At 61.5% G+C, this 12,063-nt stretch carries 11 protein-coding genes; 5 read left to right on the top strand and 6 right to left on the bottom strand.

Annotated features, from left to right (window positions below; translation table 11 throughout):
* Positions 1 to 21: 21 nt before the first annotated feature.
* Both ACM6JQ_RS04465 and ACM6JQ_RS04460 read right to left on the bottom strand, forming a co-directional pair.
* Positions 22 to 1,758 (bottom strand): ShlB/FhaC/HecB family hemolysin secretion/activation protein, encoded by a 1,737-nt coding sequence (locus ACM6JQ_RS04465; RefSeq protein ID WP_095114253.1) that lies wholly within the window; start codon positions 1,756 to 1,758, stop codon positions 22 to 24.
* Positions 1,759 to 1,866: 108 nt separating this feature from the next.
* Positions 1,867 to 3,000, bottom strand: coding sequence for an MFS transporter (locus tag ACM6JQ_RS04460; protein WP_095114252.1), 1,134 nt, complete (start codon positions 2,998 to 3,000; stop codon positions 1,867 to 1,869).
* A 98-nt stretch (positions 3,001 to 3,098) separates the two neighbouring features.
* Between ACM6JQ_RS04460 and ACM6JQ_RS04455 the strand changes: the two genes are divergently transcribed.
* The 3 genes from ACM6JQ_RS04455 to ACM6JQ_RS04445 all read left to right on the top strand — a co-directional run bounded on the left by ACM6JQ_RS04455 (position 3,099) and on the right by ACM6JQ_RS04445 (position 6,658).
* Positions 3,099 to 3,863 (top strand): AraC family transcriptional regulator, encoded by a 765-nt coding sequence (locus ACM6JQ_RS04455; protein WP_095114251.1) that lies wholly within the window; start codon positions 3,099 to 3,101, stop codon positions 3,861 to 3,863.
* Positions 3,864 to 3,959: 96 nt separating this feature from the next.
* On the top strand, positions 3,960 to 5,069 hold the full coding sequence (locus ACM6JQ_RS04450) for an HlyD family secretion protein (RefSeq protein ID WP_414893301.1): 1,110 nt from the start codon (positions 3,960 to 3,962) through the stop codon (positions 5,067 to 5,069).
* Positions 5,066 to 6,658, top strand: coding sequence for a DHA2 family efflux MFS transporter permease subunit (locus ACM6JQ_RS04445; RefSeq protein ID WP_414893300.1), 1,593 nt, complete (start codon positions 5,066 to 5,068; stop codon positions 6,656 to 6,658). Before ACM6JQ_RS04450 ends, ACM6JQ_RS04445 begins: the two co-directional genes overlap by 4 nt.
* A gap of 47 nt (positions 6,659 to 6,705) precedes the next feature.
* On the opposite strand, the gene ACM6JQ_RS04440 is transcribed toward ACM6JQ_RS04445, so the two are convergent.
* On the bottom strand, positions 6,706 to 7,146 hold the full coding sequence (locus ACM6JQ_RS04440) for a carboxymuconolactone decarboxylase family protein (RefSeq protein ID WP_007915567.1): 441 nt from the start codon (positions 7,144 to 7,146) through the stop codon (positions 6,706 to 6,708).
* 186 nt (positions 7,147 to 7,332) lie between these two features.
* Here ACM6JQ_RS04440 and ACM6JQ_RS04435 point away from each other — a divergent pair, with 186 nt between their 5' ends.
* Positions 7,333 to 7,632 carry a hypothetical protein gene (locus ACM6JQ_RS04435; RefSeq protein ID WP_007915566.1) on the top strand — a complete coding sequence of 100 codons (300 nt, stop codon included), beginning with the start codon at positions 7,333 to 7,335 and terminating at the stop codon, positions 7,630 to 7,632.
* A gap of 224 nt (positions 7,633 to 7,856) precedes the next feature.
* Here the strand turns inward: ACM6JQ_RS04435 and ACM6JQ_RS04430 are convergent, their stop codons facing one another.
* From ACM6JQ_RS04430 to ACM6JQ_RS04420, 3 genes are all read right to left on the bottom strand, one after another.
* On the bottom strand, positions 7,857 to 9,428 hold the full coding sequence (locus tag ACM6JQ_RS04430) for a diguanylate cyclase (protein ID WP_095114248.1): 1,572 nt from the start codon (positions 9,426 to 9,428) through the stop codon (positions 7,857 to 7,859).
* Between the two features lie 177 nt (positions 9,429 to 9,605).
* Positions 9,606 to 10,379, bottom strand: a complete 774-nt coding sequence (locus tag ACM6JQ_RS04425; RefSeq protein WP_414893299.1) for an aldolase — start codon at positions 10,377 to 10,379, stop codon at positions 9,606 to 9,608.
* 12 nt (positions 10,380 to 10,391) lie between these two features.
* Positions 10,392 to 11,096 carry a haloacid dehalogenase type II gene (locus ACM6JQ_RS04420; protein WP_007915562.1) on the bottom strand — a complete coding sequence of 235 codons (705 nt, stop codon included), beginning with the start codon at positions 11,094 to 11,096 and terminating at the stop codon, positions 10,392 to 10,394.
* A 109-nt stretch (positions 11,097 to 11,205) separates the two neighbouring features.
* Here ACM6JQ_RS04420 and ACM6JQ_RS04415 point away from each other — a divergent pair, with 109 nt between their 5' ends.
* Positions 11,206 to 12,063, top strand: coding sequence for a LysR substrate-binding domain-containing protein (locus tag ACM6JQ_RS04415; protein WP_414893298.1), 858 nt, complete (start codon positions 11,206 to 11,208; stop codon positions 12,061 to 12,063).

Below are 12,063 nucleotides of genomic sequence, written 5' to 3'. Positions count from 1 at the left end.
GCGTTGTTCGTTGCGGTAGCGTCATATCTGCACCCCGACGCGCATCAGCCAGGTTTGCGGTTCGTGTTGCAGACCGCTCGGGGTGTTGAGCGCGCGTTGATAATCGACGTCCACTTGCAGATTCTTCCAGCCCAGATTCAGACCGACACTGGCGCCACTCAGGCGTTGGCCCTGCGCGCCGTGATCGGCCTTGATCCAGCCGTGGTCGAGGCCCACCCGCGGGGTGATCTGCACCGGCCATTGACTGCGCAGCGGCAAGCGCAAGGTGTTGCGCCAGATCGCGCCGCTGGCGCCGGAGGCACTGCTGACCCGATAGCCGCGCACCGCCGAATCATCGGTGCCGAGTAACTGTTCGATCGCTGGCAACGGGTCCGGGCTGTATTGCACGTTGAGCTGGCTCTGCCACTGCCAGGCCAGCGCGCCAAGCTGACCATTGCGCCACTGACTGAGGCCGGCGCGGTACTTGCGGAACTGCGCCTTGGGCAGATTGTTGATCTGCTGCTGTGAGTCGTCGTCGGCGCCAAACCAGCGCAGGCCCTGAGCGTAATTGACATCAAGGTTCCACACCGCGCGGTCGAGCCAGAACAGATTGAGGCCAGCCTCAGCCACCGTCAGCGTCGGGCTTTGAATACCGAGGCGAACGTCTTGCAGGTAGCTGTCGACATCCTTGTGCGCCAGTTGCAGGTTGGCGCTGAGCTGACGGCTCTGGTCGCGCCACAGCACACGGTCGGCGCGCAGGCTGACCTGATCGGTGATGCCGGTGTTGTGAAAGATCACGCTTGGCAGTTTGAATGGCGCGCGATATTCGGCATGGCTGGCGAACACGCTGTAGGTCCAGTAACCGTAGGGAATCGCGTAATACAGGCTGGCGTTGCGGCTGTAGCGATCGCCCTGATTGAGGGTGTCGCTGGCGCTGAGGCTCAACAGGTCGTTGAGTTGCAACGGGCTGTCGAGACTGAGGCTGACGGTGTCGCGATCACGTCCGGTGCTGGCGCTGCCGAGGTTGTCGATGCCCGCGTTCAAGGCCCAGCGCGAATGCGCGGAGGTGCGAGAACGCAGGATGATCCGCGAGGCACCGGGCTGGCTGCCGGGAGCGATATCGGCGGTGAGATCGATCGAGCGCAGGCGATTCAGTTGATCAAGGCCCTGCTCCAGATCGCGCAGGTTCAGCGGCTCGCCGAGCATCCCCGGAAACGCGCCGCCGAGGGACACCGGCAGACTCTGATCGGCCAGTTCGATGGACTCGATGTAGCCTTCGTCAACGCGGATATCCAGTGACTGCCCCGCTGCCGGTGCGCTGAGCAGATACGGACGGCTGGCGATATAGCCCTTGTCGACGTAGCTCGCGGTGATGGTCGCCAACAGATGATTGATCTGGCCGACGCCCATGCACGGCGCCAGCAGCGGTTTGATCCGCGCGTTGAGTTTGGCGCTGTCGATCAGCGTGACGCCGCCGATGCGCGCACCGCTCAATGGCCAGCAACGTTCATCGGCGGTGACGGTTGGCGGAATGGCCGGGGTGACCGGGGTGACCGGCGCCGGACCGAACGCGCCGCGCTCCAACTGCCGCTTTCTTTGCTCAAGTTGCAGTTGTTGCAGATCGCGCTGTTGCTGTTGTTGCTGGCGCAGCACTTCCTGGCCCGGCGCGACAGGTTCGGCGGCTTCAATCGAGGAGGCACACACACTCAACACAAAGGCCGACAACAGCGGGCAAAGCGGGGAACGACGGCGAAAAACAGCGCGAAACGGAAACGGCACGCAACATCCTTGCGATCATCAAATGGCGTAATGCCATGTCATCAATGATCGTGATAGTCGGAGCCCTCCTACACAAATGCAAGACGCTTCCTACAGCGCTTACATTTCTTAAACAATTGCTTTGCCCGGCTTTATTGTCAGCAGCAAGGCCACGGCACTGCACGCTATCAGGGTTTCCCCGAGGGCTTGAAACCAGCCGGCGAGCATCAGTCCCGCGCCGATCAGCAGGTAATACATCAAACCCAACAACGCCCCGGCGGTGCCCAATCGATCCGCGTAATTGGCCAGGGCCGAACCGAGAATGTTCGGGATTGCCAGGCCAAACGCCAACACCACCAGCAGCATCGGCAGCACGAACGCGACACTGCCTTGCAGCGACCACACGCCCACGCCACCGAGCAAGGCGATGCCAGCCGCGAGGCGAATCAACTGCAATGCCTTGAACCCGGCCGTCAATAAACGCCGGTTGAACCATGCTCCAAAACCTGAGCCCAGCGCGAGGATCACGCCGCTGTAGCCGAACCCGCTGGCGTCCACGTCCAGCCGCTGAAACATGAACGGTGCGAGGCTGTAATAGCTGAACAGCGCCACGTTGAACGATGCAATCCACAGCGCCGAGCGCCAGATCCCCCAGTCTCGCAGCATGCGCCCAAGGGTTTCGAACAGACCGACATGGCTGCAGGGCGCTGGCCGGGTTTCCGCCAGGATGTACCAACTCCATAGCCACAACAGCGTTGCCAGCAACAGCAATGCAGTGAGGACACCGCGATACCCGAAAACCTCAACCAGGCTGGCGCCGCTGAACAGGCCAATCGCCGGACTGGCCGCCAGCGCGATGCCTACCAGGGAAAACACCTGCGCCAGTTCGGCGCCTTTGAAGCGGTCGCGCAACACGGTTTGCGTGACCACCGAGCCCACCGCAGCACCGAAAGCCGCCAACATCTGCGCCAGTAACAAGCCGTTGAAACTGCTGACCCGCAGACCGAAAAGTGTGGCAGCGGCGTAGATCGCCAGGCCCGCGAGCATCGCCGGGCGCCGACCGATGCGATCACACAAACGCCCCCACACGACCACCCCGACGGCAAACGCGAGGAAATACACCGACAAGGTCTGCGCGGCGGCTTGCGGGCCAACGTTAAACGCACGCCCGATATCGCCGAGCGCCGGGCTGTACAGGGTTTGCGCGATCTGCGGAAACATCAGCAGCGCAATTGCCAGCCACAAGAAATATCTGTTGTTCATCCTTCATCACTCCTCACTTGAACCGCCGAGGAGTTTAAGAACCGGCCACTGGCGTATTATCCAAATCCTGCCAACTTATCGCTGAAATCGGACAACCCATGGCCTGGCTCGATGCCCACGCAACATTCGACGCAGATCGCTTTCAGGCGCCGGTGATTGGCATCGCCTCTACCTTGGGCGACCACGACTCCGGCCTGCACCGTCATCAACGCGGGCAACTGCTGTACACGCGACAAGGCTGCACGCGGATTACTCTGGCGCAGCAACTGTGCCTGTTGCCGCCGTCGCGGGCGGCGTGGATTCCGCCGGGTGTCAGCCATCGGGCAGTGATGCAGCGAAGTGTCGATTACCGCTCCATCTACTTGATCCCCGAACTGTGCGCTGCACTGCCGCAGCAGGTCTGCGTGATTGAAGTCAGCCCTTTGCTGCGTGCGGTGCTGGAGCCCATGGCGCTGGCCGATTTCGCCACCGATTGGCAGCTAGGAAAATTCGCCCACTTGCTCGGTCTGTGCCTGAGCGAAATCGCTGAAGCGGCGCAACAACCGATGTTGTTGCCGTTACCTCAAGACAAACGCCTCGCGCCGCTACTACAAACGCCCGAACGTCTGCCTCCGGAGCTGCAAGTGCTGGAACAGCAGATCGGCGCCAGCAGTCGCACCATCGGGCGAATCTTCCAGCGCGAAACCGGCATGAGTTATCAGCAATGGCGCCAGCAGTGGCGCTTGATGCGCGCGATGGAGTTGCTCGCCACCGGGCGCAGCCTGAGTTACTGCGCGTTCGAATCGGGTTTTGCCAGCGACAGCGCCTTCATCGCCTTCTTCAAAGCCATGACCGGCAGCACGCCGGGCCACTGGCTCAAGTGAGCAACTGACGATTGGCAGCAGAAATAATTTGCGACTAAATATTACCTGCGTCATATTACGGACGTAATAACGACCCGTTTGCGCAGGTATCCCGCCATGACCAGCATGCCCACCCTCGAACCTGTTGTGGTAAAGACCAGGCCGCCCCTGCTTAAACGCCTGCTGCTTCCCGGCGCAGGATTGCTCGCATTGATCTTTGCCGGTCTGTACGCCGTGCACTGGTGGGGCGCCGGGCGTTTTCTCGAAGAAACCGACGATGCCTATATTGGTGGCGATGTCACGGTGATCGGGCCGAAAGTCGCCGGTTACATCGACGAAGTGCTGGTCAGCGACAACCAGCACGTCAAGGCCGGCGATGTGTTGATCCGCCTCGACGCCCGCGACTATCGCGCCAATCTGGCCAAGGCCGAAGGCGCCGTCGCCGCCGAAGAAGCCCTGCTGGCCAACCTCGACGCCACCGAACAACTGCAACAAGCGGTGATCGGCCAGGCCCGCGCCGGCATCGACGCCGCCGGCGCAGAAACCGCGCGTTCGCGGGACGACAACGCACGCTACAAACGCCTGGTGACCAGCAACGCCGTGTCCGTAGAAAGCGCACAACGCGCCGACGCTACCTTCAAAACCGCACAAGCCCTGAGCGCCCGTGCACAGGCCGAACTGCTGGCCGCGCAACGCCAACTGGCGGTGATCGACACCCAGAAACAACAGGCCCGCGCCGCCCTTCAGCAAGCCCGCGCCGAACGCGATCTGGCGCAACTCAACCTCGGCTACACCGAACTGCGCGCGCCGGTCGATGGCGTGATCGGCAATCGCCGCGCCCGGGTTGGCGCCTATGCTCAGGCCGGCTCGCAACAGTTGTCGGTGGTGCCGGCCAGCGGCCTTTGGGTCGATGCCAATTTCAAGGAAGACCAATTGGCGCGGATGAAACCCGGGCAACGCGTGAGCATCCGCGCCGACGTCCTTTCCGGACAGGAATTCCACGGCCGCCTCGACAGCCTCGCCCCCGCCACAGGTTCGCAATTCAGTGTGCTGCCACCGGAAAACGCCACCGGCAACTTCACCAAAATCGTCCAGCGCGTACCGGTACGCATCCTCCTCGACCCGGCTGATGGCGTGCTCGGGCACTTGCGCCCGGGCCTGTCGGTGACGGCGGAAGTCGACACCCGCGCACAACCGGAAACCAGTGCCGTGGCCGTCGCGCCATGAGCACCGCCCTCGCCGCTCCTGCACAGCCATTCAACGCAGCGGACATGGCGACCGCCACCAAAGTGTTCGCCTTCGCGACCATGTGCATTGGCATGTTCATCGCGCTGCTGGATATCCAGATTGTCTCGGCGTCACTGCGCGATATCGGCGGCGGACTGTCCGCCGGCACCGACGAAACCGCGTGGGTGCAGACCAGTTATCTGATCGCCGAAATCATCGTGATTCCGCTGTCCGGCTGGCTGTCGCGGGTGTTCTCCACGCGCTGGTTGTTCTGCGCGTCGGCGGTCGGTTTCACCCTCGCCAGCCTGCTCTGCGGCGTGGCCTGGAACATCCAGAGCATGATTGCCTTTCGGGCGCTGCAAGGTTTTCTCGGCGGCTCGATGATCCCTCTGGTGTTCACCACCGCGTTCTTTTTCTTCACCGGCAAACAACGGGTGATCGCCGCCGCGACCATCGGTGCGGTCGCATCATTGGCGCCAACCATGGGGCCGGTGATCGGTGGCTGGATCACTGATATTTCCTCGTGGCACTGGTTGTTCTACATCAACCTGGTGCCGGGGATTTTCGTCGCTGTGGCGGTGCCGATGCTGGTGAAAATAGACCAGCCGGAACTGTCCTTGCTCAAAGGTGCGGACTATCTGAGCATGGTGTTTCTCGCGCTGTTTCTCGGCTGCCTGGAATACACCCTCGAAGAAGGCCCGCGCTGGAACTGGTTCAGCGATCAGACCATTCTGACCACCGCGTGGATCAGTGGCCTCGCCGGGTTGGCCTTCATTGGCCGCACCTTGCACGTGGCCAATCCGATCGTCGATCTGCGCGCCTTGAAGGATCGCAATTTCGCCCTCGGCTGCTTCTTTTCGTTTGTCACCGGCATCGGCCTGTTCGCGACGATTTACCTGACGCCGCTGTTCCTCGGCCGGGTGCGCGGCTACAGCGCGCTGGACATTGGTCTGGCGGTTTTCTCCACCGGCGTGTTCCAGATCATGGCGATTCCGCTGTATGCCTTTCTGGCCAATCGCGTCGATCTGCGCTGGATCATGATGATCGGTCTGGGTCTGTTCGCGATATCGATGTGGGAGTTCAGCCCGATCACTCACGACTGGGGCGCGGGGCAATTGATGCTGCCGCAAGCGTTGCGCGGGATTGCCCAGCAATTGGCGGTGCCGCCAGCGGTGACGCTGACCTTGGGCGGGTTGGCGCCCGCACGTTTGAAACACGCATCTGGCCTGTTCAACCTGATGCGCAATCTGGGTGGTGCGATTGGTATTGCGGCGTGCGCGACCATTCTCAATGACCGCACCAACCTGCACTTCACGCGATTAGCCGAACACTTGAACAGCAGCAATGAAGCGATGAATCAGTGGCTGTCGCAGGTCAGTGGAAACCTGGCGAACCTGGGCCAGAGCGGCGACGTCGGTGTCACCGCCAGCCTGCGCCAGTTGTGGCTGCTGACCTACCGCGAGGCGCAAACGCAAACCTACGGTGACACCTTTTTGATGATCGGGGCGTGCTTCGTCATCGCCACGGCGATGGTGCCCTTGATGCGCAAGGTGCAACCACCGGCGGCGCCGAGTGCGGATGGGCATTGATCCAGTTTTATAAAGTTTCCCCGGCCCGTGTAGGGATTGTGGGCAGCTTAAGCCTGTGGGATTTTGCGGAAGCCTACGGCCAGACGATTCCAGCTGTTGATGGTGTTGATCGCCACGCTGAGGTCGACCATTTCTTTCGGTGTGAACTGCGCCGCAACCACCTCGTAATCTTCGTCCGGGGCGTGGGTCAGGCTCAGTTGGGTCAGCGATTCAGTCCACAACAGCGCGGCGCGTTCGCGGTCGCTGAAAAACGGCGCTTCACGCCATGCCGTCACCGCGAACAAGCGGCGCGGGGTTTCGCCACCCTTGATCGCATCGGTGGTGTGCATGTCGATGCAGAATGCGCAGCCGTTGATTTGCGAGGCGCGCAACTTGACCAATTCGATCAGGGTCTTTTCCAGCGGCAGTTTGGACACGGCAGTTTCCAGAGCCATCATCGCTTTCAAGGCGTCTGGGGAGGCGGTGTAGAAATCGGTACGAGGTTGCATGGTAGCTCCGGGTAGCAAGTGAATGTGTGGCTACGTTAGCCCTCACACCCGGTTCGACAAATAGCCAATATTCCAGAAGATCAGGAGGCCACTCGGTTTTCCCGCTGACCGCTCGTCAGCCATTCGGCACCAAGGGTTCTGCGCGTCAGACCAATATCAGGTACATGCCCTTTCTGGAGACGGATCATGATCACGCGCAAACTCACTTCGTTATTGCTCGCCGGGTTGCTCGCCAGCGCCTCGGCCGCCAGCTTCGCCGCCAACGACGGCGCTGACGCCACCGGCACCAAGTCCGGCGGCCCGACCAGCACAACTACGCCGCCAGACAACACGCCGGGCGCGCCTTCCGGTGGCAGCGGCTCTTCGGGTATGGGTTCCGGGACTGGCACCAATGGCGGGGCCAGTGGTTCGGGTTCCGGGGCTGGCGGCGGTACCGGATCGGCCGGCGGCGGCACTGGCGGTGCGGGCGGTGGCACTGGCGGCTGAACGAACAAGAGCCACCCGTGGTGAAAACCCTCGGTTGTATGGGTATTCACATAACCTTGGCTTGATGAAAATCACTGTGGGAGCTGGCTTGCCAGCGATAGCGTCAGCACAGTCAACATCTTTCTTGACTGACCGACCGTTATCGCTGGCAAGCCAGCTCCCACAAGTTCCTGCGACAATCACACAATCCCCTCTCACCCATAGGGTTTGTGCCAGGCTCTGGGTCAGCGATCGGAGCGCATCAATTCGGCCAGGCCGCTGTCCAGTGACAACACCGCCGCACGATTGCGCCCGGCATTTTTCGCCTGATACAACGCCGCATCGGCACGCTGGATAAACACTTCCAGGCTGTCATTGCCGCTCGGAATAAACGAATAACAGCCCAGACTCACCGTCAAATACCCGGTTGGCGAGCCGCTGTGGATGATGTGTTTGTCGATCACGCTGCGCCGGATCTGCCCGGCAATCGCCAGTGCGCCGTTGATGTCGGTGTCCGGCAACAGCACCGCAAACTCCTCGCCACCGTAGCGCACCGCCAGATCCGACTTGCGCTGGCAGCACGTCTGCAGCACTTGGGCGACCTGAGTCAGACAATGATCCCCGGCGACATGACCATAGGCGTCGTTGTAGCGCTTGAAGAAATCGATATCGAGCATGATCAGGCTGACCGGGCTGACCTGCCGCGCGCCACGGGCGAATTCGACTTCCAGAGAGCGCTCGAACAAACGTCGATTGGCCAACCCGGTCAGGCTGTCGTGAGTGGCGATCTGCTCCAGCGTACGCTGGGCTTTGCGCAGGTTTTTTTCGATCCGTTCACCATCGCGCACCTGATGAATGAACACCCAGCCAAACAGGCCGACGCCAAGAATCACCAAGGCGACAATCACACTCGACTGGAAGGCGCGTGCGTACCAACCCTCGAGAATCGTGTCGCGCGAGGTCGCCGCCGACACCACCAGCGGATACGCCGACAAGCGTCGATAACCATACAAACGCACCACGCCATCGACCACCGAGTTGATCATCGCCGTGCCGGCCGCCGCTTCGGGCAGCAACGTGCGATAAATCCGCCCTTGCGCCAGCGACGTGCCGATCAGGTTTTCATCGAACGGCCGACGGGCGAGCAAGGTGCCGTCACTCAAGCCGAGAAACATGATGCCTTGATCATCGAGGCTGAAGCTTTCGAAAAAGCGGTCGAAATACGACATCTTGATCCCGGCCAGCAACACCCCCTGAAAATTGCCCGCGTGATCATTGACGCGTTTGGAAATCGGGATGATCCACTCGCCGTTCTCACGGCTGCGAATCGCCGGGCCGATGTGCGCCAGCGTCGAGGCGTTCTGCTGGTGGAACTTGAAGTACTCGCGATCGGCCACGCCATTGCCACGGGGCAGATCAGCGAATGAAGTAATCACCCACTGGCCCTGCGTGTCGAAGAGAAAAATGCCGTGCAGCTGATCGAGTTGCTGCACGCGCCGGGCGAAGGTTTTCTGCAGGCGCGGTCTTTGCGCCGCGCCGTAACCGTCATCCTGAATCCAGTCAACCAGGCTGGTCATCACCAGATCGGCGGCCAAAAAGGTGTCTTCGGCCTGCTGCGCCATCGCCCGGGTCAGGTTGCTCGAGGCCATTTTCGCCACGGCCAGATCCTGACGACGCGACTGCTCCAGTTGCAGGTACAGCAAACCGGACAGGCACAACCCCACCGCAACGATAAACAACACCGCCGCTTTGCGCAGCGGCAGGCGTTTAAGGGTGCCTCCGGGGGCCTGATGCGGATCGTGAATAGGGATAGGCAAAAGCAAGTCCTGGGCAGGTACGACAAGGGCGCCAGCGGCAAAACCCTTATGTTTGTGAGCGTAGCCCACCGGAATCTACGGGGCAAACGCCCCGGTCCCGCTCAGGTATATCGGCGCACAACGAGTTTGGATGATCGCTGTTCGCCGATTTATTTTCGATCGCTCCTTTAGGGTTAGTCAGTTGTGAAGGGCCAGGCGCCGCATCGCACTGTGCAGGTGGGCTCGCGCACTTTGCGGATCACCTTCGCGCATCTGCTCATAGGCCCGTTGCGCAATGGCGTGGGGCACAGGCTTCAGTTCCCGTTGCGTGGCCATCGCCAGCAGTTGCACCTGCGCGGCGCGTTCCAGGTAATAGAGGTCGTCCCAGGCTTCGGCGATGGTCGGCGCGGCAACGATCACACCGTGATTTTTCAGGAACAGAATGTCGGCGTCGCCCATGACCCCGGCGATACGGTCGCCTTCGGACGCGTCCAGCGCCAGGCCGTTGTAGTCCTCGTCCACCGCCGTGCGCCCATAGAACTTCAGCGCGGTCTGCCCCAGCCATAACAGTGGCGGCCCTTGTAGCAGGCACAACGCCGTGGCGTGAGGCATGTGGGTGTGAAAGGCGACTTTCACTCGCGGCAGTTGCTTGTGCAGACGCGCATGAATGTAAAACGCCGTGGCTTCCGGCAAGCCTTCGCCTTCAACCACATTGCCGTCGAAGTCGCAGACCAGCAGATTCTGCGCGGTCACTTCGGCAAACGCATAACCGTAGGGATTGACCAGGAACAGATCGTCGTGCCCCGGCACCATCGCCGAAAAGTGATTGCAGATGCCCTCCTCCAGGCCATGCAACGCGGCCAGTTGAAAGCACGCCGCCAGCTCAGTGCGCGCGGTGATGATGGCTTCTGTGTCGAGGTTCAGCGCTGTCGGGCGTGCGGCCCGCGCACTGGCAGTCAGGGTGTGAGCCATGACGATTCTCCGTTACCAACCGAGGGATTTGAACAGCGGCAAGACTTGATCGAGGCGGTTGAGGATCGCGTCGGGGCGATAGTCCGCCAGCATCTGGCGACCAGTGCCACGATCGATCCATACACAGCGAAAGCCCATGTCCCGCGCGGCCGTATGGTCGAGCATCGGGCTGGCGCAGATGTGCACCACCTCTGCGCGGCTGACGCCCAACTGCTCATGAGCGTAGTCGAACAGGCGCGGCGCCGGCTTGTAGGCGCCAGCCTGTTGCGCGGTGATCACCCGGTCGATGTGGCCGCCGAGCTGCGCGACGTTACCGGCAATGATGTCGTCGTCGGTGTTGGAGACGATGCACAGTTTGAAGCCCATCGCCTTGAGTTGCGCAAGGGTTTCGATCACCTCGGCAAACGGCGGCATTTTCGGGATGGCGGCGGCCAGACGCTGGCTGTCTTCAGGCAGGCTGGGCAGCCCCAATTCTTCCAGGGCCAATTGCAGGCCGAGGGTGCTGAGTTCGCGGAACGATCGGTGCGGCGGGGTTTGTTCGAGTCGATGTTCATGGCGATCATAGACTTCGATCAGGTGCCCGGCGTCGACCTGATGTTCGCCCTTCTCGCTGAGAATTTCGCCGACCACAGCTTTGAGGCCTTCGTCCCATTGGATCAAAGTGCCGTAGCAATCGAAGGTCAGCCATTGCGGGCGCGGGGTGTGGATGAGTGTCATTGATCGAGTCCTCCGTGGTGAGGACTTCAGCTTATGAGCGCCCGGTGATAGTGTGAAATTAAATAAATAGCCAATCGTCAGTTGAAAAACCACTATCGAGAGCGCCGCCATGCTGGACCTGGAATTGCTGAAAACCTTTGTCTGCGTGGTTGACGAAGGCAGCTTCACCCGCGCCGCCGAGCGCGTGCACCGCACTCAGTCGACAGTCAGCCAGCAGGTGCGCAAACTCGAAGAGCTGGTCGGCCACGCCCTGCTGCTGCGCGACCGTACCGGGCTGAATGTCGCCGTCACCGAACACGGCGAATTACTGATCCATTACGCGCGCCGATTACTGGCGCTGTCCGCTGAAGCCACCGAAGCATTGGCCAGCGACCTCGATCTGGAAATCCTGCGGATCGGCATGCCGGAAGACTTCGACGCGCGGCGCATGGCGCTGATTCTCGCCGGCTTCACCCGCAGCCATCCGCAAGCACGGCTGGAAACGATCAGCGGCATGAGCCTCGATCTGCGCCAGCGTCTGGATGCCGGCGACATCGACATCGCCCTGATCAAACGTGAACCCGACAGCGGCCGGGCGTGGGCGACCTGGCCGGAGCGGCTGGTGTGGGTCAAAGGTGCGGAATTTGACTCGTCCACTGGCGTGTTGCCGTTGGCGTTGTTTCCGCAAGGCTGCCTGTATCGGCAGCGCGCCATTCGTTTGCTCGATGTTGCCCAGCGCCCCTGGCGGGTCGCGTTCGGCAGTCACAGCCTGACCGGGATTCAAGCGGCAGTGGCCTCGGGGTTGGGGGTGTCGGTGCTGCCAGTGTCGGCGGTGTTGCCTGAGCATCAGGTGTGTACGGATTTGCCGGAACTGGCGCCGACGGAATTGGCGTTGGTCAGTCGTGATGGGGTTTTGACCGGGTTGCAACGTGGTTTGGTGGAGTTTTTGCGTGGGGAGTTGGGGGTGGATGCGGGGGGATTCGCCTGA

The organism is Pseudomonas sp. IT-232MI5 (assembly GCF_949767845.1).
Classification (GTDB): Bacteria; Pseudomonadota; Gammaproteobacteria; order Pseudomonadales; family Pseudomonadaceae; genus Aquipseudomonas.
This window is presented reverse-complemented; position numbering and strand designations above follow the sequence as displayed.